General features: G+C 58.7%; 18 protein-coding genes. 8 read left to right on the forward strand and 10 right to left on the reverse strand.

What is annotated here, in order from left to right; all coding sequences use genetic code 11:
• The first annotated feature begins 446 nt into the window (after nucleotides 1-446).
• The 5 genes from Q0U90_RS02060 (at nucleotide 447) to Q0U90_RS02080 (ending at nucleotide 4,485) form a co-directional block, all read left to right on the forward strand.
• Nucleotides 447-1,124 (forward strand): hypothetical protein, encoded by a 678-nt coding sequence (locus Q0U90_RS02060; protein ID WP_297450973.1) that lies wholly within the window; start codon nucleotides 447-449, stop codon nucleotides 1,122-1,124.
• 100 nt (nucleotides 1,125-1,224) lie between these two features.
• Complete coding sequence (locus tag Q0U90_RS02065; RefSeq protein ID WP_297450976.1) at nucleotides 1,225-1,869, forward strand: DUF402 domain-containing protein; 645 nt, start codon at nucleotides 1,225-1,227, stop codon at nucleotides 1,867-1,869.
• Nucleotides 1,870-1,908: 39 nt separating this feature from the next.
• On the forward strand, nucleotides 1,909-2,520 hold the full coding sequence (locus Q0U90_RS02070) for a suppressor of fused domain protein (RefSeq protein WP_297450979.1): 612 nt from the start codon (nucleotides 1,909-1,911) through the stop codon (nucleotides 2,518-2,520).
• A 108-nt stretch (nucleotides 2,521-2,628) separates the two neighbouring features.
• A complete protein-coding gene (locus Q0U90_RS02075; RefSeq protein ID WP_297450981.1) occupies nucleotides 2,629-3,126 on the forward strand; it encodes a hypothetical protein in 498 nt (165 codons plus the stop codon).
• Between the two features lie 126 nt (nucleotides 3,127-3,252).
• Nucleotides 3,253-4,485 (forward strand): amidohydrolase, encoded by a 1,233-nt coding sequence (locus Q0U90_RS02080; protein ID WP_297450983.1) that lies wholly within the window; start codon nucleotides 3,253-3,255, stop codon nucleotides 4,483-4,485.
• A gap of 418 nt (nucleotides 4,486-4,903) precedes the next feature.
• Here Q0U90_RS02080 and Q0U90_RS02085 read toward each other — a convergent pair whose 3' ends face one another.
• The 6 genes from Q0U90_RS02085 to Q0U90_RS02110 form a co-directional block, all read right to left on the reverse strand.
• The gene (locus tag Q0U90_RS02085; protein ID WP_297450987.1) at nucleotides 4,904-6,088 is read right to left on the reverse strand and encodes an acyl-CoA dehydrogenase family protein; all 1,185 of its coding nucleotides are present in this window, start codon (nucleotides 6,086-6,088) and stop codon (nucleotides 4,904-4,906) included.
• Between the two features lie 112 nt (nucleotides 6,089-6,200).
• Nucleotides 6,201-7,046 carry a YdcF family protein gene (locus Q0U90_RS02090; protein ID WP_297450989.1) on the reverse strand — a complete coding sequence of 282 codons (846 nt, stop codon included), beginning with the start codon at nucleotides 7,044-7,046 and terminating at the stop codon, nucleotides 6,201-6,203.
• The gene (locus Q0U90_RS02095; protein ID WP_297450992.1) at nucleotides 7,046-7,561 is read right to left on the reverse strand and encodes a hypothetical protein; all 516 of its coding nucleotides are present in this window, start codon (nucleotides 7,559-7,561) and stop codon (nucleotides 7,046-7,048) included. The genes Q0U90_RS02090 and Q0U90_RS02095 overlap by 1 nt, the downstream gene beginning before the upstream one ends.
• An 18-nt stretch (nucleotides 7,562-7,579) precedes the next feature.
• The gene (locus tag Q0U90_RS02100) at nucleotides 7,580-8,398 is read right to left on the reverse strand and encodes an energy-coupling factor transporter transmembrane component T (RefSeq protein WP_297450996.1); all 819 of its coding nucleotides are present in this window, start codon (nucleotides 8,396-8,398) and stop codon (nucleotides 7,580-7,582) included.
• Nucleotides 8,395-9,927: an ABC transporter ATP-binding protein gene (locus tag Q0U90_RS02105; RefSeq protein ID WP_297450999.1), complete on the reverse strand. Its 1,533-nt coding sequence runs from the start codon at nucleotides 9,925-9,927 to the stop codon at nucleotides 8,395-8,397. Before Q0U90_RS02105 ends, Q0U90_RS02100 begins: the two co-directional genes overlap by 4 nt.
• An 8-nt stretch (nucleotides 9,928-9,935) precedes the next feature.
• On the reverse strand, nucleotides 9,936-10,544 hold the full coding sequence (locus Q0U90_RS02110; RefSeq protein WP_297451002.1) for an ECF transporter S component: 609 nt from the start codon (nucleotides 10,542-10,544) through the stop codon (nucleotides 9,936-9,938).
• Nucleotides 10,545-10,680: 136 nt separating this feature from the next.
• On the opposite strand from Q0U90_RS02110, the gene Q0U90_RS02115 reads away from it, so the two are divergent.
• Together Q0U90_RS02115 and Q0U90_RS02120 are read left to right on the forward strand one after the other, a co-directional pair.
• The gene (locus Q0U90_RS02115; protein ID WP_297451005.1) at nucleotides 10,681-12,732 is read left to right on the forward strand and encodes a hypothetical protein; all 2,052 of its coding nucleotides are present in this window, start codon (nucleotides 10,681-10,683) and stop codon (nucleotides 12,730-12,732) included.
• An 89-nt stretch (nucleotides 12,733-12,821) separates the two neighbouring features.
• Complete coding sequence (locus Q0U90_RS02120; protein WP_297451007.1) at nucleotides 12,822-13,037, forward strand: hypothetical protein; 216 nt, start codon at nucleotides 12,822-12,824, stop codon at nucleotides 13,035-13,037.
• A 531-nt stretch (nucleotides 13,038-13,568) separates the two neighbouring features.
• On the opposite strand, the gene Q0U90_RS02125 is transcribed toward Q0U90_RS02120, so the two are convergent.
• From Q0U90_RS02125 to Q0U90_RS02135, 3 genes are all read right to left on the reverse strand, one after another.
• The gene (locus Q0U90_RS02125; protein WP_297451010.1) at nucleotides 13,569-14,948 is read right to left on the reverse strand and encodes an alpha-amylase family protein; all 1,380 of its coding nucleotides are present in this window, start codon (nucleotides 14,946-14,948) and stop codon (nucleotides 13,569-13,571) included.
• 4 nt (nucleotides 14,949-14,952) lie between these two features.
• Nucleotides 14,953-16,368 (reverse strand): amidohydrolase, encoded by a 1,416-nt coding sequence (locus Q0U90_RS02130; protein WP_297451014.1) that lies wholly within the window; start codon nucleotides 16,366-16,368, stop codon nucleotides 14,953-14,955.
• A 144-nt stretch (nucleotides 16,369-16,512) separates the two neighbouring features.
• A complete protein-coding gene (locus Q0U90_RS02135; protein WP_297451017.1) occupies nucleotides 16,513-17,883 on the reverse strand; it encodes a M18 family aminopeptidase in 1,371 nt (456 codons plus the stop codon).
• Between the two features lie 336 nt (nucleotides 17,884-18,219).
• Between Q0U90_RS02135 and Q0U90_RS02140 the strand changes: the two genes are divergently transcribed.
• Nucleotides 18,220-18,417, forward strand: coding sequence for a hypothetical protein (locus tag Q0U90_RS02140; RefSeq protein ID WP_297451020.1), 198 nt, complete (start codon nucleotides 18,220-18,222; stop codon nucleotides 18,415-18,417).
• Here the strand turns inward: Q0U90_RS02140 and Q0U90_RS02145 are convergent.
• On the reverse strand, nucleotides 18,414-19,859 hold the full coding sequence (locus tag Q0U90_RS02145; RefSeq protein ID WP_297451022.1) for a glycosyltransferase family 87 protein: 1,446 nt from the start codon (nucleotides 19,857-19,859) through the stop codon (nucleotides 18,414-18,416). The two genes, Q0U90_RS02140 and Q0U90_RS02145, sit on opposite strands and share 4 nt — an antisense overlap.
• Nucleotides 19,860-19,980: the final 121 nt, after the last annotated feature.

The following is a 19,980-nucleotide window of genomic DNA, read 5'->3' on the forward strand; positions in this document are numbered from 1 at the left end:
CGCAAGGCGACACCCCTGGGCCGTCGCCAAGCACAAATCACCCCCTCAAATCACCCCCTCTTTACGACGCGTCGCAGAGCCTCCCCCCGCCCCGCCAATCTGCTTTACGACGACTACGCCCCAAGCCCCACTGTGACACATGTGACTCGCCGCTATTGGTGAGGCGATACACGACCAGGCTTGACTTGGCGTGACTTCACACTGCTAAACACCATTAATCACAATAGTTACCTTTTGGGCTCAACTTTCACAGTATTCACCTCTTACACCTCCTTTCCCGCGGGTTAACTTGCGACACGCGAAAACTCGTGAATTAATTGTCTGAGAAGATTCTGAACATTTCTTTTCCAAATCTTTCCAATTTGCGTTGCAATCGTTTTAAGATGAGCAACGATTCCGATATTTACTTTTGACTCCGACAGCCCACGAATGAGAGGTTCTTCACCGTGGTTTCGACTGGACGCTCTTTCCTGCGCCGCGCTGCAGCCGCCCTGGGTGCAACTGCAATCCTGACTGCAGGCATCGCTGCCCCCGCCTCTGCAGCCCCGGCGAACCCTGCTCAGCAGGACTTCTACAACAACGCCCGCCAAATGATTAACAGCCCTGGCGTGCCTGCGGAGATTTCCGGTGTCCTCAACAAGGGCCTTGACTTCCTGACTGGTGAAGGCGGCGGCGAGCCGGGCTTCAGTATTCCGGACCAGGCTCCACAGACCAACCAGTTCCTGCTGCCGACCATTGCTGAAAAGTGCATCGGTGGCGAGGGGCGCTCCTTCGGTCTGGCCACTTCCGTTCCGGGCCCCGCTCCGCTGCCACTGCCAGGTGTTCCGGCTGACCAGCTCGGCTTCATCTTCACCGGCCTGGGCACCAAGCAGCTGGCCAAGCAGCAGAACACCGAGATGAACGTCTACTGGATCAACGTTGCCAACGGTAAGTACGGCAAGACCACGCTGACCAACAACGGCATCAACGCCCAGAAGGGCCCGGGTGCTGTCAACGGCACTGCGAACACCGGCAAGGGTCTGGTATTCGCTGTCATGCAGGGCGGTATCACCACCGCCGAGTCTTCCGGACCGACTAACTGCAACTACACTCCGACCGCTGGCGTTTTCCCGGTCGGCTGGTAATCAGCTGCTTTTCACGTAGCTTCTAGCCCTTTTTGCATCGAAGGCGGTGCAAAAAGGGCTTTTTCGTGCTCCGCGCGTCCATCAACGTTAAGGTATTCGCATGTCCACTTCACCAGCTACCTCGACCTCGGCTTCTGCAACTCCTGCACTCGCGCCCATTCGCTCGGGTCAGGACACACACCCTCCGAAAGTCGAGACATTTGACCTGCGTGAAATGGTCAACATCGACCCCAAGGGCTTTCACCGCAAAGTCGATGAGTTCCGGCTCCTTGCACCCAACCGCCTCTACATGCGTCGCGGTATGGATCACCCGAAGTTCGGATATCTCGAAACATTCCTGCTCGCCGACGAAGGGTTGCGCATCAGCATCTATCACTTCCGCCCGGGCATAAAGGTTGAACACCAACGCTACGTCGATATCGTTAGCGTTGATCGCACTGATCCGCAGTGTTGGCGGATGACCGACCTGTATCTCGACATTCTGCAGGCCCCGACCAATTCCGAGGCTGTGGCTCCCCTACCAGCCGATGCCACCACACAGATCCGCGTTGAAGATGTTGACGAACTCGTCGCAGCCCATACCCAGGGATTGATTAGCGATGAGCTCACCGAATTCGCAATTGAAACTACGCTGACTGCACGCGCTGCTATCGCAGCGCACGGTGACGATATTGATACCTGGATGCAGACGTTGAAACTCAATGCGACCTGGGCTAGCGATGTTAAGCTTTCGCCCTCAGCCTAAAACGACCACTTCAACAATGTTTAACAAGGAGTACCGCCCGTGTTCGACAGCCTAACCGGCCCGATTCCTCCTGCCGGCCCAGATAGCAATGCGATTATCAAGGCCGTCCGAGCCGCGTTTACCTCCTACTTTGAAGAGCCCAACCCCGGCGAAGCGCAGCTGACTTTCCTCGGCTCTGCGCCACTAAAGATGCTGCGCTTTGGCCCAGACACGGACCACGTCGTCACCTACGCAACGCTCGGCTGTAGCGCCGAGGCCATGCAGGATCCGTCCGCAATGGTCGTGGACACTAATTCTGGCCCCCGAGCCGAGCTCGTCCTTCCTATTCGTGGGGGTCTGGACGAAGTTCTCCGCCCACTTGGCATTCTTGCCGCGTCCCCAAGCATCGAAGGTCTCATCCTCACCGACGGGGCGCTTATCGACTTTGGTCAGCCCCTGTGGGAGCAGTCCCGCTTCACCGGCTTCGTCCTCACCAGGGCAGAAATCCCGCCGGTATCGGTAGAAGAAACTGAAGTCACCATCTTCCAGCCGGTTCCGGCCACTACTAACGAGTTTGCTCTGGCGCGTGCTAAGGGCGTTGACGAACTGCGTCGCGTGTGGGAAACCCAAGGTGTCGACTTCTCCGACCCACACCGCACCAGCGCGGTGTAGGAGTTAGGTGTTTTGGGTGCTGCCTAGTATGTGCTCGTCGGCAAGCGATAAGCACTACCGAGCTGTGACGTATCGCGTCCCCGACGTCGTGGTTTAAAGTGTGAAGTTATGGCAGTCAATTCGACTAAAGACGTTCCTTTCCATGCGGCGCAGTCCTTTAGGTGGTGGCGGCTGGCGGTATATGTCTACCTCCCGGCGCTCATCCTCACCGTGGTCAGCTCCCTGTTGAAGTGGGATGCGACTGTCGCGGAAGCTGCGAAGGCCAATAACATAGAGGTTTCTGCAGCTCAGACCAGCCTGGCTGTGAGCTTTGCGTTTGCGATTATCGCCCAGACAGCAACGGCGATTGCCTGCTGGTGGCTGGCGGCCAAGCTCCTCGAGGGATCAACTGCAGCGCGGACGGTGTTGTCGGTAGCCGCGGCAGTTTTTGTCATTAATGCAGCAATGACACTGGTGGGAGCGGTTTCGCAGGTACGAGCCGGCACTTCAACAGCACTTGGTTTGATTACGGCCGGATTGCTGATTGTTGCCTCCATCATCGCTGCCACCGCGACGGCCCAGGCCTACCGCGGTGAGCGAAACCAGAAGTTCTTTGTCACTACGTAAGCAACACTTTTTAGGCGTAGACAGCTCTTTTTTGCGCAGAAAACTTTTGCGTGGAAAGCTCCTGTGATTGAGTGAAAACCTGCCATAGCCTCCGCTATCCGCTTTAGGTCGACGTACATTCTAGGTATGCCCACCACTGCTTATACCGCCAGAAGAATTTTGGATACTCTCGCGTCAACCCAATCCCAGCGCGAGGAACTTTATAAGTATTTCCACCAACACCCTGAGCTTTCCATGCAGGAGCACGGTACTGCAGACCGAATCGTTCACGAGCTCGAAGCCTCGGGAATCTCCACAAAGCGCATCGGAGACACCGGAGTGGTCGCCATCATCGAAAACGGTGCCGGACCAGTTGTAGCGATGCGCGCGGACATAGACGCACTACCGGTCAAGGAAACCTCGGGCAAAGATTATGCCTCTACAGCAACGCAGGTTGATGAAAAGACCGGCACCAAGGTCCCTGTCTCCCACGCGTGTGGCCACGATGTTCACCTGATGTCGTTGCTCACAGCACTGCAGGCTTTCCACGAGAACAAAGATCAGTGGTCCGGAGCATTCATCGGTGTATTCCAACCTGCTGAAGAAACAGCCGAAGGTGCACGCGCAATGCTTGCGGCAGATCTTGAGAAGGCAATTCCGCGTCCAGATGTTTATCTCGGCCAGCACGTACTAGCTAGCTTGCCCGGCGGCCATGTGGGAACTCGCCGCGGCCCGGTGCTCTCCTCGGCATTCTCGGTCAAAGTCACTGTGCACGGCAAAGGTTCCCACGGCTCCATGCCGGAGCTCAGTGTCGACCCCGTTGTCTTGGCATCCAGCATTGTGATGCGCCTTCAGACCATTGTCTCGCGTGAGGTAGCAGCCACCGAGACCGCAGTGGTAACCGTTGGTGCGATTCAATCAGGAACTAAATCCAACATCATTCCTGATTCCGCAGAACTACTCATCAACACCCGTGCTTATAGCAGCGCTGTGACCGAACACCTCAAAGAAGCAATCGAGCGCATTGTCCGAGCAGAGTGCACTGCTGCCCGCAGCCCTCAAGAACCCGAGTTCACTTACTACGACCGCTATCCCCTCACCAACAATGACGGGGATGCCACCGACACTGTGCGCGAGGCATTCGACGCATACTTCGGTGAACAGTCCTGCGACTTAAACGCAGTGCCCGCTTCTGAAGATTTCTCCATCATCCCCGATGCACTTGGCGTGCCATATTCGTACTGGGGCCTCGGCGGCTTCGCGGATATGAGCAACGCTGTTGGCAACCACAATCCGGCTTTCGCCCCTGATCTCCAACCCACCCTTGACCGGGGAGCAGAGGCAATCGTTGTCGCCGCGTGCGCTTGGCTGGCGCATTAGGGACGAGGTTAGTGGCGCTAGTGCGGGACCAGCGCGGGGCGAGTGCGGGACCAGCGTGGGGCGAGCTGGTGGATGATATAGTGCAGGGCTCGCGCGGGACGGCCGAAAAACCTGGGACGAAGAGACAAAATTACGGGCTGCAAATGTGAAACTGTGTGAGTTTATGACACTTTCAGGCCATTTTTCGGGCCATTTTTGCTATAAGCGAGGTCACTAACTTGCATTGGCCCGCCGCCGCTGACATAAGTGCGGCCACTAACCCGCATCGACCCACCGCCGCCAGCCATAAACGCAGTCACTAACCAACATTGGCGTGAATAGCAAAAGGTGCCCGCCCGGCGATTCACCCAGCGACACACTGAGCGGACACACCGACTGGACACACTTTTTACTACTTAACCCGTATTTGCGCTGGTAGTTAGCGCTTTTGTGCGTCTGCGAGGATTTGGCGGCCTGCGACCATGCGGCAGATCTGGTTGGTGCCCTCGTAGATCTGGGTAATCTTGGCGTCACGCATCATGCGCTCAACCGGGAAGTCACGGGTGAAGCCGTAACCACCGAGCAGCTGCACAGCATCAGTGGTGACCTGCATAGCAACGTCGGAAGCGAAAGTCTTGGCGTTAGCTGCCATCAGACCCAGGCGAGCGCCGCCCTCAGCGGTGCCACGCTCAGCGTTGGCAGCTGCGGTGTAGACCATGAGGCGAGCAGCGTCGATCTTCATACGCATGTCAGCCAGCATGAACTGCGTGTTCTGGAAAGCGGCGATTGGCTTACCGAACTGCTGACGCTCCTGCACGTAACCAACGGCGTAGTCGTAAGCGCCCTGTGCGATGCCCAGTGCCTGTGCACCGATGGTCGGGCGGGTGTGGTCCAGGGTCTCCAGGGCGGTCTTGAAACCGGTGCCTTCTTCGCCGATGATGCGGTCAGCCGGGATGCGGCAGTTTTCGAAGTACAGCTCAGCGGTCGGGGAACCCTTAATACCCAGCTTGTGCTCCAGGCCACCGACGCGGAAGCCCTCGTCGTCCTTGTGAACCATGAATGCAGAGATGCCGTTGGCGCCCTTCTCCGGATCGGTGACAGCCATGACGGTGTACCAGGTGGAGCGGCCACCGTTGGTGATGAAGCACTTGGAGCCGTTCAGGACCCACTCGTCGCCCTCGCGGACAGCGCGAGTCTTCATAGAACCAGCGTCCGAGCCGGCCTCGCGCTCAGTCAGCGCGTAGGAGGCCATTGCGCCGTTGGCGATGTCCGGCAGGACCTTGCTCTTCAGCTCGTCGGAGCCCTTCAGGATCAGGCCCATGGTGCCCAGCTTGTTCACAGCCGGGATAAGGGAGGCCGAGCCACAAACGCGAGCGACTTCCTCAATAACGATGCAGGCTGCGACCGAATCCGCACCCTGACCACCGAACTGCTCCGGAACGTGGATGGCGTTGAAGCCAGCCTCGTTGAGAGCCTTCAGAGCCTCCTCCGGGAAACGCTCGTTCTCGTCGACGTCCGCTGCGTACGGAGCAATCTGCTTCTCAGCCAGATCGCGAATAACAGCACGGAGCTCCTGGTGCTCCTCTGGCAGCTGGAACAGGTCGAATCCTGGGGTCAAAGCCATGTGGGTGTTCCTCCCGAATAATGATTCCGATGTCGTGTTTTTGATTGTCGTGTTATGATATCGCTTTTCACGCAGCACTATCGCCGCACGACGTAATTATCTTCGTTCAATACTAATGGCTAACACTTTGTTGCAGGCGCGAAATTCGCAAAATTCTCGCGTTCCCACGCGGTGCCCACAGAATAAATTGCGCCAGAAATTCTCGCAGCATTGATGTCGCCCAGTACTTCCACGGCGTGTACGCTCCGACCACGCACCAGGACTCCAGCCCGCGTTCACGCACGAGCTTCGCTACCCGCGGCACATGAAAATCACTGGTCACAACCACAGTTCCAGCACGAGACGCACCGTCGATAGCCCGCATCAGTTCGCACGCATAGTCAATATTTTCTGGCGTATTCGTCGATTGGTCCTCGGTCATCAGCGCGATGTCGCCACGCTTTACGACGTCCCCAGCGACCTCTACCAACCACTCGACCATGGCATCCGCCTCGGAGCGGGTGGCATCCGTCACCGCTTCACTGCCGAGACCTCCGGAGCAGATAATTCGCTCGGTGCGCTCATCACACACTGCTACGGCTCGCTGCAATCTCCTGGTCAGCAAATCCGAAGGCTGATTGTTCTTCAACGCGCAGCCCAGCACAACCACGGTGCGTGGCGGCACTGTTGGGTCAACTGCAGCGCATCGAAGACGCACGGCCTCGAAGACTAGGGCCGCTGCCCCTGGCACTGCGAGGCCGGTGAGCAGGGGCGTCGTCAAGCGATGCGGTGCTCGAGCCGAATAGGTAGCGCAGCTGGCCAGCGCCCATGCGGCGCCGACAGCGGGCAGAGCCCAACGGGGTGGTCTGCGATTGGGCAGGCGCGGTGGGCGTAGCTCCGAGCTGACAGCAACGCGCAGTCCGCCGACGAGGAGCATGGAACCGAAACCTGCACCGAGGCGAACGAGTGTTTTTCTCATCAGAAATCCCAGGCTAACGGTTCTGGCGAGGTGATGGTCCACTCGACGAGCTGCTGCGGATTGTGCTTGGCCATGTGCTGCGATTCCTGCTGGGCCCACATGTCCCAGTGCTCCTCGAAGTGGTCGTCGCGGGCCATGGCGCGGGCATAGCGTGTCTGGGTGTCCAGTTCTACCCAGACTCCCCAAGCATTGCCGTCGCCAATGGCGCGGGCAGCGGCGAGATTGGCTTCGGTCACAGCCCCGCAGCCTTCGACGATGAGCGAGGAGTTTTTCGGTGTGGGGACCCATTCGGCGAATTCGCCGGCGTACCAGTCCCAACGGCGATACCCGCGGTCCTCCGCGGGTAGTGCGGGATTGAGGAGTGTCTCCGCCACCGCGCTCGACGCCTTCTGCAGGCCAGACCAGCCCGGATAGACATCCTCTAAGTGGATAACCGGCCAGCCGAGGATGCCGTGCAGCTTTGCCGCGAAGGTGGTTTTGCCGCTGGCGGAGCGGCCGTCGATAAGCAGAATCATCGTGTGTGAAAAGCCCTTCTACGCCACGCCCAGGAAGCGGAACTCGCCGGCCCACACGGAAATACCGATGGCAGCGGCGGCGATGGCAAGGCAAGCGGCCATGGTGAGGTAGTCGCGCGCAGCCAACGTCGAGGTATGCCACCACGTGCGTTTGATGGGGGCTCCGAAACCGCGGGCCTCCATGGCAGTGGCCAGTTTGGTGCCGCGGCGCAGCGCAAACACCAGCAGAGCGAACACCTGGGAAATCGTGCGGCGGATTGCTCCATGGTCGCCCAACCCGCGCGCACGACGGGCTCGGGTCAGCGCCTGCCAGTCATTGATGAACAGCCCGACGAGCCGCAGACTTGCCACCGTGGCCAGCACAAACCGACTGGGCAGCTTGAGGATCTGCGCCAGCCCATTGCCCAAATCAGTGGGGTCAATATTGGCTGTCAGCACAATAACCGGCGTACCGATGGCCAGCACACGCAACATAATCGCAATAGCCAGTGAGATGGAATTATCCGTCACATGGGCAAGCAGGAAGGAGAAATACTCTTTGCCATCCGGGTTGCCGTAGAGCGCCATCGAAATGCCCGAGATGGGCGCGGCAATGAGAAGCGGAATGCTGCGCCCGAGAAAACGACGAAACCCCAACCCCGACAGCGGGATTAAGAAAAGCGTGCAGACAAGCGCCACCACTGCCGATACCCAGTCGATGGAAATCAACAGAGGCGTGGTGAGCAGGAATAGGCCCAACACTCGCGCCACCGGGTTGACCGTAGCGAGGAAAGGCTGCTTGCTCGGAGTCGTGCTCTGAGCACTCTCAGCCGAACCGGCGGAATCGACGTCAGTCACGGCGCACCTCCTGACCGCTCCGGGTGAAACGCGTCCATGTCGACGACGTAGTCACCCATCGCCTGCACCACCAACGGATCGTGGGTAATCGAGATAACGGTCCGGCCGTCATCGGCAAGCTGGCGGAGCAGAGTCAGCAATTCGGTGAATGTTCGGCGGTCTTGGCCGAACGTCGGTTCGTCGAGAAGCACAATGTCCGGCGCTGTGGCCAGCATCGTCGCTACCGACAGACGACGCTTCTCACCGCCGGAAAGCGAGAATGGGTTCGCCCTAGTCAGCGCCGTCAACCGGAGCCGCTCAAGTAGTTCCTCAATGCGCTGATCAGCGTTGACACCGACGAGTTTGGGGCCCAGCTGCAGCTCTTCCAGCACAGTGCCGGTAACAAATTGATGCTCGGGGTCCTGGAACACCGTGCCAATCCGAGTAGCCAATTTCTTCGACGGCCATTTCCACGGCGCGCTACCGCTGCCTGCAACGTGGACAGTGCCCGCCATCGGCTCCAGCAGGCCTCCGATGGTCAGCGCCAACGTGGACTTACCACTGCCGTTGTGTCCAACGATGCAGGTGGAGGCTTGAGATGGAATCGCTACGGATATATCGCGAGCAATCGGCTCAACTGTTTCGCCACCGCTGAACCATGACTTCTTCGCGCCATAGCCAATGTCCAACCCGCGGGTCTCGATAGCAATGTCGCCGACCGGTCGCCCCGTCTGGTCACAGTCAACGGAACGCGCATCTGGCAGCGCGGGCGGAGCGCCCGGAATCCACACCCCAGCATCCGTCAGAGCCTGCCCATAGTCTTCCAAGACCCGATGCGGCGCACCGTCGGCAATCACACCTTCGCGACCGAGCACCACAATGCGGTCAACCGCATCGACCCACGCATCCACGCGGTGCTCGACCACGATAAGAGCGGCACCGGTTCTCTCCGCCGCTGCAATTGAGGCATCGCGCAGCACCGGCACACCGGCCGGGTCAATATTTGCGGTCGGCTCGTCCAAGCAGATGACCCGCGCGCCCATCGCCAGCACACCCGCCAATGCCAGACGCTGCTTCTGCCCGCCAGAAAGCCTGTGTGTCGGATGGTCCAAGGGCACATCCAACCCCACCAAATCCAAGCTGGCACGCACTCGGTTACCAATCTCAGCCGGGTCGACACCGAGGTTTTCCGCACCAAAGGCAACATCGTCGCCAACACGGGCACTAATTGTCTGCGAGTCGGGGTCTTGCAGCACCAGCCCCACCGCGCCGCGTGCGGAAGCGGGAGTGCGACCTTCAATCAGGAGTTTTCCGGTGGCTTCGCCATCGGAGTCGTCGCCAAGCACACCAGCAATAGCGGCGAGCAGCGTCGACTTCCCCACCCCCGACGCGCCGAGGAGCAGCACTTTTTCGCCACTCTCAATACCCAGCGTGATGTCGTGCAGCACCGCCGCCTTCCGCCCCGCGTGCCGATATCCAAATCCCCGCGCGCTCACCGCAGGGGCGTGTGCGCTTGACGACGACCCCCGCGTCAACGCCTCATCAGTCATCGGTGTTCCTAGATGTTGTCGTGCCGCTCTCGCCCGATGGCAAAGCGATCTAACGCACCGGTTGCCGCCAGCGCCTTAGCCAGGAAGTACGCCAACACACCGGCGAGGACAGCGCCCGACAGCGCCGTGGAAATCAGGTAGATGACGTTGTATTCGAAAGTCTTGGCCAGGTTGCCGGTGAAGAGCTCAAAGGTCCAGGCGCCGATGCCTGCCATGAGGCCGGAGATAACGACGGTGGTCATGTTGTAGCGCTTATACGCCAGAATGAGGAACACCAGCTCCGCGCCGAGCCCCTGCGCCAAGCCTGAGTACAGGGTGGAGATGCCCCACTGGTTACCGATTAGCGCCGAGACCGTCGCGGCGATGACCTCAACGAAGATAGCGGCACCCGGCTTGCGGATGATGTAAGCGCCGAGTGGACCACCGAGGAACCACATGCCTGCGACCAAACCGCCGAGGCCAGGGGTAAGGGCGTTGACTGCTTCGTAGCCCGCCCCACCGATGATGTTCCAAATGACAAAGATCAGGCCGACAGCCACACCGATGACCGCTGCAATGATGATGTCGATATTGCGCCATGAGAAGTTAGCGCGTGCTGCACTCGCCGATTGCGTCATCCCACATTCTCCTAGTTTTGTTCAGTGTCTTTGACCCAATCGCTGTGACCGAAATGGGGCTTTGCCGACACGCCCTAAGTACTAACTTTGCCTACCCTACCGCGCTGAGCACCTGGCCTATATAACATAAGGAACCATGACAAAAGCCGAGCGGTCATCTGCTGGAGACACCCCAACTGCAAAACTCCCTCACACGCCAACAGTGAGCGATGAGGCAACAGCTGCGGATACCGCGGTGAAATCTTCCGAAGTCCTCGGGACTGGCAGCACCGCTGAGCAGGCAAGTTTCCGCCCATATTACCTGCCTAAATTGACGTGGGGACAAAGGCTCGACTTGTCTGCGAAGCAGTGGTGGGGATTCATTGGAGTTGTCGTCGTCATACAGCTTCTCGCGCGTTTCCTAGTACTGACCAGCCACGGTTTTTACTGGGATGACTTCATCATCGTCGGCGAGCTCCACGACAGCTCCTTGCTGAGCAAGGACTATCTGCTTCAAGACCATGACGGGCACTTGGCGCCGCTGGCTTTCTTTATCCAGGGGCTGTATCAACTCATTGCGCCCTGGAATTGGTGGTTGCCAGCGATAACCATGGCGCTGATGACAGTGACACTCACTTACGCCACCGCCAAACTTTTTGAGATTATTACTGGCCGCACGCTGGTGTCGCTCTTCCTCCTCGCGGCCATCTCCTGGACGCCGCTCATGCTTCCAGGCGACACCTGGTGGTCCGCTGCGACAAATTCGCAACCGTTCCACTTGGCGTTCGTGATCTTCATGATTGTCACCATCCGCACTACGCTCCGCCGCTCCTTTGGCCCGCGCCCCGGGGAGGCTATTGGCCTGTTCGTGTTGCTGGCAGTGGCATTGGGATTCTTTGAAAAATCCCTGGCTATCGCCCCTGTTTCGCTGCTGGTTGTCATCACTATGACCTACATGGAACGCGGCAATATTCTGCAGGTTCTCCGTCGTGGCCTGATTGTGTGGGTTCCGACTATGCTGCTTACTCTGGTTTGGGCACTGTGGTACTACTTCGGCACCGCTAAAAGCGCTGGTTTGACCGCTGAAACGCTCCAACCCGAGTTGTTCTTCAATGGTCTTGGCCAGATTTTTGCAGGCCTTATCGGTGGCCCTACCAACTGGCAGCGATGGGCTCCAGGACAGCCTTTCGCCTTTGCCCCGCCCCAGCTCATCACCATCGGTGGCATCTTTTTGCTGATTCTGTCCGCAACCCTGATTGGTCGCGATTACCGTGGCTGGGCCCCGTGGACGCTGTCAGTGGCGTACATGTTCACCACGTTGTTCGCCGTTACCCTCTTCCGCTCGAGCGCGAATACTTCTGGCGTACTGGCGCACACTTTGCACTACTACTCAGATGTCGCGCTGGTCATTGTCATCTGTATCGCGGTTTCCCTGTCTGGTCTTCCTCCAAAAGATGAAGCTCCCGCGCTGCTGCCGGCCCGGACGCATATTCTCATTTGGCTGCTGGGCACCGCACTGGCTGTAACCTCCACCATTTCTGTGTTCACGTATCGCAGTGCATGGTCCGACGACATGTCGATGGAGTGGATTGATAACACCACCGCGTCTATGTCCGCACTTCGCGAAGAGGCCGATGCCGCTGGCCCTGACAAGGCGCTCGACTACAACCTCATCGACCAGCCCGTTCCCTACGAGATTCTCGTCCCAGTCGCTGCCCCCATGAACATGTACTCGCGCGTGTTTGATGCGGTCTCTGATCGCCCACCATTTGCGCGCGTCACCGGTCACCCTCGGATGTTCAACACCGACGGTTCGCTTATCGACGCCAAGGTCTCCGGCATCACTCGTGTCGTCGATGGTCCTGTCGAGCAGTGTGGCCACCGCATCACGGTCGAGGACGACGGGACTGCGTCGGAGGACATCGAGCTTGAGAACATCATCAAGCTCGGTGACTGGGTCCTCGAGTTCCCGGCCACGGCTTCTGAAGACATGGACATCCGACTGTCGCTGCCGAACCCATTCGAGACTGCCGAGCAAACCCGTGGCGGCTCCACCGTGGTGCAGATGAACAACGAGCTGCGGCCACGGTATGTCTACCTCAGCGGTGGCGGAAATACGCTCCATATCGATGTGGAAAAGGCGACTCCGGGTGCAACCCTGTGTATCGGAGCGGGGGCGATTGGCCCCTTGGTTCCCGCAAGCCGTTAAGAATCCTCTAAGATATTGCTTTAAGATAATGTGAGAAAAGTTCATTAGCCCGCAGTAGCTATTGTTTTTCCGACAGAGGAGCCACATCCATGCGTAACCGCATCGCCGGCGCTATCGCCGCATCCGCCATTGCCGCAGCAGCCCTGGTCGCTTGCTCTCCCCCGAATGAGGTTGACTCGGACGTGAAGGTCGGCGACCAGGCCAACCCGTCGGCAACTTTCGAGCAGAAGACGACTACCACGGAGAGCAGCGAGACCACGGAGACCTCCGACGAGATGGCTCCTGCTGAGACCGCACAGATGTAGTCACAGATCTATTAATTGCATCTGCGAAAACGGGATAAGCAGCAAACAGGTGGCTTGACTCCCTAAGCCACCGCTGACCGCCCCCTTTACATCGGGCTTGAATTAGGTTTAACCCCTGATTCGAGCCTATTTTTCGTTCAATCCACGGAACGTCACCCGCATGTTGGACGCATGCCGGTGTGCTGGATGCCAGTGTGCTGGATGCCAGTGTGCTGGAACCGACGCGATGGGAAATCAACAACCAACAGCGTGGAAGGCGGGGTCCACGCCCCGTTCAACGGGCTGCAAATGTGAAACTGTGTAAGTTTAAGACACTTTCAGGCCATTTTTCGGGCCATTTTTGTCATAAACGCGGTCAGTAACTCGGATTGGCCCGCTGCCGCCGAACATAAACGCGGTCAGTAACTCGGATTGGGGTTAAGTAGGGCTAAATAGCAAAAGGTGCCCACCCGGCGACACGCTGGGCGGACATGCTATCTGTCTATTAACCCGGTTTTGGTTCTCCGGGCAGCCCAGTGCCGCCAGGAGTGTCTAGGAAAACTCGAATTCCACCTGGTCGCCGTGGCGAATTACCGCGCTGGTCGCACCATTTTCCAGGTTCAACTCGACGACAAGCGAGGGCATCTCGCCAGAAGCACCAGAAGCACCAGAAGCACCAGAAGCACCGGCCCCCTTGAAATCCCCAGCACCACCAGCACCACCACTGACCAGCGCCGCATCGGTCGCGATTACACGGTAGCGCAGGAAACCATTGCGCAATTCGTCAGTTTCCACGCGAGCAGAGTGCAGCCACGGGAAGCGGCGACGCATTGCAACGAGCTGCTGGTAGGAGCGGTAGAGTTCCTCGCCTAGCGTAGAGAGCTCTTCCGGGCTGTCCGGGAACACCGGGCGAACCTGATCATCACCGCCGATGCGCTCCTCCTTGGTGCCGGTGTAGCCCTGCTCGTCGCCGTAGTAGACCAGCGGCACGCCGGCCACGGTAAACAGCACTGTTGCCGCCAGCACGGCCTTGTCGGGTCCCACCTGCGTCGCAATGCGCGAAACATCGTGGTTTCCTACAAAGGTGACCGGCACAAACGACTCCGTGAAGGTGTTGTGGCGCTTCAGCGTCCAGTCCAGCTCGAAGAAGTTCTCCTCCTTCAGCGCGGACCAGGTCGCCTTCCACAGCTCGTATTCTGTCACCGAGTCCATGCTGGAGACAGACACAATCTCCGGATAGTCACCGTGGATGACCTCGCCATAGATGTAAGCGTGCGGGTGCTCGGCACGCACTCGCGGCAAAACCTTGCGCCAGAACTGCGGGTCCACTGCGTAGGCCGCGTCCAGCCGCCAGCCATCAATCCCCCGCGCCAGCCAGTAGTTCATCACGTCCACAACAAAGTCTGCGGTCGCATCACTGGTGTGATCAAACTCGACCAAACCCTCGTGGCCTTCAAACACCGGCGCAGTCATGTCGCCGTTTGAATGTGTAAACGCAAACAGCTGCGCTTCTTCAGAGCCGGGGTTTTCCTTCGCAGTCTTCAGCGCGGGTGCCTCTGCCCCGATGTGGTTGAAGACGCCGTCGAAAAGCACTTTGATGCCGTGCTCATGGGCAGCCTCTATGACCGCCTTCATGTCCTCTTCGGTACCCAGGCGCGAATCGATGCGGTAGTAGTCCTCAGTGTCGTAGCCGTGGCTGGTGGACTCGAACACCGGCGCCAGCTGCAGGACGTTAAGTCCAAGTTCCTGGACATACGGCAGCCAGTCAATCAGTTTGCGAATTCGATTGACCGGCGCGGCACCCCGGTCCTTCTCCCGGATGGGTGCTCCCACAAACCCCAGCGGATAGACGTGCCATCCAATCGCCCACTTCGTCCACTCAGGTGCGGCGGCAGCGAGCATCTTGTCGGCGGCGTTGGGGGTCGTGGACATTGTCCTATGCATCCTCTCTAGGTGCCTGAGGCTGATTGGAATTATTCGGCGCCGTCGCTGCCTCAGGGCTCGGCGAGGTCTGCCCCTCCGATTCGCTTGACGACGCCCGCGCCTGGCCGGCATGCGATTTCGGCGTGCCAAGGCCGGCGTTCCGTGGCCGTGGTGGCACGGAACCGGCTGCGGGCATGGTCGGTGTCGTGGCAGGTCGTTCTGGCGGCTGGGTATTCGATGGGTTCAATGCATCGAGCGCAATTTGAATTTCCGTGCGCATGCCACTGACCATGGCTCTCTCCACAATTTTAAACTTGGAGTTGTGGAGGAAGAATGGGTTACCCACTTCCGGGCCACCAGTGCCGAGGAACATGTAGCAGCCCGGTGCTTCGCGGGAAAAGTATGAGAAGTCATCAGAGGGTGCCCACGGGTCGGCGGCGAACACCTTGGACGTGCCAATTGCCTTCGTGGCCGCGTGCCAGGCACGGTTGACCGCGATGTCGGCGTTGACCACCATCGGGTACGGAATCTGCCAGTCGAAGGTCGCCTGCGCGCCGTGGGCTTGGCAGACACCATTGACGACGGCCTCAATGCGCTGGCAGACAATCTCCCAGTCGGCCTCGTCGACCGACCGGATGGACACTTCCAGGTTCGCGGTATCCGGAATCACGTTGCCGGCCTCGCCCGAGTGCAGTGAGCCGACATTGACGATGTTCATGTGCTTCGGGTCCACATCGCGGGAGACAATCGTGTTGAGCATGAGAGTCACCTCGCTGGCAATCAGCACCGGGTCAATCGACAGCTGCGGGTTCGAGGAGTGACCACCACGGCCACGGATGGCGATGGACACGATGCCCGACATGGTTGTCACTCGACCTGGGCAAATACCCACATGGCCGACCGGGTGCGGTGCGACATGGAAGGCATAGACCTCATCCAGGTCATCGGCGGCACCCTTGTCGACCAGCTCACGAGCACCGCCCGGCAGCATCTCTTCAGCGTGCTGGAAGATGCACAGCACCTTGCCGTGCAGCTGATCGCGCATCCCGGAGAGCGCCTTCGCCGTGCCGAGCAGCATAGCCGTGTGGACATCGTGGCCACAGGCGTGCATGACGCCCGGTGTGCGCGAGGCGTACGGCAGCCCAGTTTCCTCCTGGATCGGCAGCGCATCGATATCTGCCCGGTAACCAATCACGCGCCCAGTGCTGGGGTCACCGGCCGTGCCCTCGATGACACCGATTACCGACGTCGGGGTCAGCCGGTAGGTCGGAATGTCCCATTGATTAAGCAGGTCCTCAATCATGTCGGACGTCTTGTACTCCCGGAAGCTCAGTTCCGGATTCTGGTGCAGCTGGCGACGCCACGCCACCGCCTCGTCAATAGGTACTTCAAGGCGGTGCGACGGCAGGGTGTCGTTAGCATCAGTCATGGTTCATAGCATGACAGAAAATAGGCCTCGCGACGAGGATCTGCGGAAAATCTCTTACCGCTTCTCGCTTCACGACGTCCATAGCGCCCCAACATCTCCCCTGCTAGAGGTAGTTTTTAAACACCTCCTGAGGAGGCTTAAGCGTCACCGGCGAACTCCTAGTTTCCTGCGCCCCAGAAAATCTACAGTAAGCTCGGCCAGCCACCACGGATCGACAGTGCCACACATTTCTCGGGCCGAGTGCATGGAGACCATCGCAGCTCCAATATCAATGGTGTCGATGCCCAGTCGCGTTGCAGTGATGGGCCCAATCGTTGAGCCACACGGCTTGTGGTTGGCAGACACGAAGTACTGAACGGGCACGTCCTGACCGATGCGCGTGGAAGTCGCTTCTGCAATGCGCACTACCTCAGCCTGGCCGGCAGCCGTGGTGGCGTAACGCTGGTTCGCATTGACCTTCACCACCGGGCCGGCGTTGAGTTCTGGCTGATGTCCTGGCTCATGTTCACCCGCATAGTTCGGGTGGACCCCGTGTGCACCATCGGCAGAGAGACAGACGGAACCGCGGTAGAGCTGCTGGGTGCGTTCCAGGTCAGCGCCTGTGGCCGCTGCGATGCGGGACAGAACGTCGGCAAGCAAAGGCCCTGCAGCACCTGTCGTGGAGGCGGACCCGACTTCCTCGTGGTCAAAAGCGACCATGACCGGGATGGTGGTTAGCGCACTGAGGTCCCAGCCGAGCAGAGCTTCAAAGGCGACCAGCGAAGAGTGGACGCTGAGCAGGTTGTCCAGCCGACCAGAGGCGAGGAACTCATCGTGAGCGCCGAACGTGCGCGGCTTCTGGGTGTCGAAGGAAATGAGGTCCCAGGCAACGATGTCATCGACAGAAAGGCCCGCCGCCTCAGCGATGACCTGGTGGACATCCGTGCCGAAGGTATCCAGACCAATAATTGGTGCAGTGTGATTTTGCCTGTGGAGCTTCAGCCCCTCATCGTTGATCTGGCGGTTGAGATGGATAGCCAACTGCGGGATACGCGCGACTGGACCGGTGCGGGCAAGGTGCACATTGCCGCTTTTATCAATCACACGGCCAGCGAACTCAATCTCGCGGTCAGTCCAGCTTCCCAGCAGCGCACCGCCGTAGACCTCCACAGCGACCTGCGCATACCCAGCATGGGAGACCTGTGCATTCGGCTTCACGCGGAAACCGGGCGAATCCGTGTGGGAACCCACAATTCGGAAACCGGTCAGATCCGCAGCTGGGGTTTCCGGGACAATCCAGGCAACGGCGGCGCCATCACGGCGAAGGACGTAGGCGCCAGGTTCACTCGGCCACTGTTCATGCTCGTCGACGAGCGTGGCTCCAGCTGCAGTCAGACGATCCACGACCTGCTGAGCTGTGTGGAAGGAGCTTGGCGAGGCTTCTACGAAAGCAATGAGGTCCTCCACGTGTGCACGAGCCGCAGCCGGCACCGTGCGTGGTGCAGCTGAAGACGAATTCGACGTCGGTAGAGCCATGAGCTATCTCCTACTTCGCAAAAACCCTTTGATGTGCACGACGGTTTTCGTTGCACAAGACACAGTGTCAAGACACATTGTATTGATGCTCGGGATTGAGGTTCGTGGCACGGTGAAAACCGTCGGAGTTGAACTGCGCATCTACCAAGATTGTGACGTGGGTTTCATGTTGGGAACGGAGATTTCATTCATCACTTTCGCCCCTTTTAGCTCGATATCAGGCAGAAACGGGCATATAGTGGCGGTTTGCAGATGTAGAGATGTTCCCACAGTGGAAATACTCCCACATAACAGATCCGATTAACTACGAACCTTTATACGAAGAGGAACCTATATATGAGCCTCGCACGCATCTTCCCCCATTCCTTCGATACCAAACGTGCCCACTACTCCGCTCCCCTTTCCGAGACGCTGGCCCACGACGGTGGCCGCGAAGCGAACTCCGTCCACTATGGTCGCCGCATCAATACGCAGCGCCCCGAAATCACAAACGACATGTCCGCCCGCGACATTGTCAGCATGCTTAGCCGTTAGGCTCTAGAAGAACGCTTAAACAGATCAAACAAGATCATCGGCTCGGGCTGCACGGCACTACCGACCGAACCGGATTCGTAATCAGTAGCAGAGCCCACCACAGCTGAGTGACGAACCGCAGCTGCATGACAGCCACCAACCAGCAATAGCACCGCAATTCCAACAAGCATCGCCGTCGTGCCCGAATACGCGTAACCGGACGTAAATGGAATCGCCCCAATAGGGTTCGTGACCGGGAAACTCAACAATCCCACCAGCGCCGCAATGGCGACATAGGGCCACTGGCTGGTAAACCGTGTTCCGGACATCGCTGCAAAGCCCATCACCGGCACAACCAAGACAATCATGTAGTGAGTCCACACAATCGACGAGAACGCAGTCGCAATCAACCAAGCGCTCGTTATCAAAAGCTGAAAACGGTACACCGGATTCCACCACGCCACCGCAGTTGCCAGTAGCGTCACGACAATGGCGATACTAAGTGGAATGAGCTTCACGCTGTCCGGATAATCCGTCACCAGACTGACCGCAAACTCCGGAACCCCCAAATCCGACGCCAGCATTGAGGCAATCGATTGGTTGGCCGCGCCAACCAGCACAGAACTATTGATGGTCTCTAGACGATCGAGCCACGTCGAAATCACCGACATATCAATGCTGATGAACATCAAAGCCACCAGCACCGCCGTCGTGCCGAGCGCCCAGAGAGCTGCGCGGCGTCGATAAGCAAAAAACAGCATGACGACGATTAATGCGTACGGTGTCAACTTAATGGATGCGACGAGCCCTAAGATTATGCCCGCCAACCACGGACGAGTACGAGACGCAGCCAGCCCGTAGATAACTCCCGCGACGATTAAAGGTGTGGTCTGCCCGAGCCAAAGCGAGTTGATAGTCGCTGGCAGGCAGAGGATAACAACCGTGACCAGGGCAGCTAGCCCCCATGGCATAGGGCGGTTGAACCACAAAAAGTAACTCGCAGCGGCGATTACCACTACGGCAGCGCCGGAGCCGAACAACAACCACAGCACCGACGTGTCAAAAGACATAATTTTGGTGAGATACGACAGCGCCTGTGCAAAAAGTGGATTCTGCACAAAGGGGTGCGGAAAAGGTGCCGAAACATCGTGGGCAGCCGTCAGCCAGGCATCACCCGACATCGCGGAAAAATCAACCGGATTATGGTCATATAGGTGATCAATTTGCCCTTTGTCCACGAGGACCCCGCCGATCCACAGCGAAGCCCAGTCATCCGGTTGATCACGTTCTCCCCAAACCAACTGAGTGAGAAAACCAGCGACCAGTGAAATCAGAATCAATGGCCAAGTCATCACCGAAGAACGCTTGACCGAAGATGAAGCGGCCGTTGTCGGCTGAGGTACCACCGCAGTTGCCGTCTCCGGCGCTTGTGGCGACTCAGCTATTCGACGGTGCTTTGCCACGACTCTCCTATTCACTAATGAACGCTCTGTTCTTTGGTCTGCCCTAACTGTAGTGGCAACGGCTCAAAGAACAGAACGACTCACTTAGTAGGAGCCACCGAGCCGCTAGAACAATCAGCCG

Origin of the sequence: uncultured Corynebacterium sp., from assembly GCF_946998835.1 — a bacterium.
Classification (GTDB): domain Bacteria; phylum Actinomycetota; class Actinomycetes; order Mycobacteriales; family Mycobacteriaceae; genus Corynebacterium.

Bases quoted from the DNA above. Each gene is read 5' to 3' on its own strand.
- Q0U90_RS02065 (WP_297450976.1), top strand. From the start codon at position 1,225: ATGTCCACTTCACCAGCTACCTCGACCTCGGCTTCTGCAACTCCTGCA.
- Q0U90_RS02075 (WP_297450981.1), top strand. From the start codon at position 2,629: ATGGCAGTCAATTCGACTAAAGACGTTCCTTTCCATGCGGCGCAGTCC.
- Q0U90_RS02080 (WP_297450983.1), top strand. From the start codon at position 3,253: ATGCCCACCACTGCTTATACCGCCAGAAGAATTTTGGATACTCTCGCG.
- Q0U90_RS02085 (WP_297450987.1), bottom strand. From the start codon at position 6,088: ATGGCTTTGACCCCAGGATTCGACCTGTTCCAGCTGCCAGAGGAGCAC.
- Q0U90_RS02090 (WP_297450989.1), bottom strand. From the start codon at position 7,046: ATGAGAAAAACACTCGTTCGCCTCGGTGCAGGTTTCGGTTCCATGCTC.
- Q0U90_RS02095 (WP_297450992.1), bottom strand. From the start codon at position 7,561: ATGATTCTGCTTATCGACGGCCGCTCCGCCAGCGGCAAAACCACCTTC.
- Q0U90_RS02105 (WP_297450999.1), bottom strand. From the start codon at position 9,927: ATGACTGATGAGGCGTTGACGCGGGGGTCGTCGTCAAGCGCACACGCC.
- Q0U90_RS02110 (WP_297451002.1), bottom strand. From the start codon at position 10,544: ATGACGCAATCGGCGAGTGCAGCACGCGCTAACTTCTCATGGCGCAAT.
- Q0U90_RS02115 (WP_297451005.1), top strand. From the start codon at position 10,681: ATGACAAAAGCCGAGCGGTCATCTGCTGGAGACACCCCAACTGCAAAA.
- Q0U90_RS02120 (WP_297451007.1), top strand. From the start codon at position 12,822: ATGCGTAACCGCATCGCCGGCGCTATCGCCGCATCCGCCATTGCCGCA.
- Q0U90_RS02125 (WP_297451010.1), bottom strand. From the start codon at position 14,948: ATGTCCACGACCCCCAACGCCGCCGACAAGATGCTCGCTGCCGCCGCA.
- Q0U90_RS02130 (WP_297451014.1), bottom strand. From the start codon at position 16,368: ATGACTGATGCTAACGACACCCTGCCGTCGCACCGCCTTGAAGTACCT.
- Q0U90_RS02135 (WP_297451017.1), bottom strand. From the start codon at position 17,883: ATGGCTCTACCGACGTCGAATTCGTCTTCAGCTGCACCACGCACGGTG.
- Q0U90_RS02140 (WP_297451020.1), top strand. From the start codon at position 18,220: ATGAGCCTCGCACGCATCTTCCCCCATTCCTTCGATACCAAACGTGCC.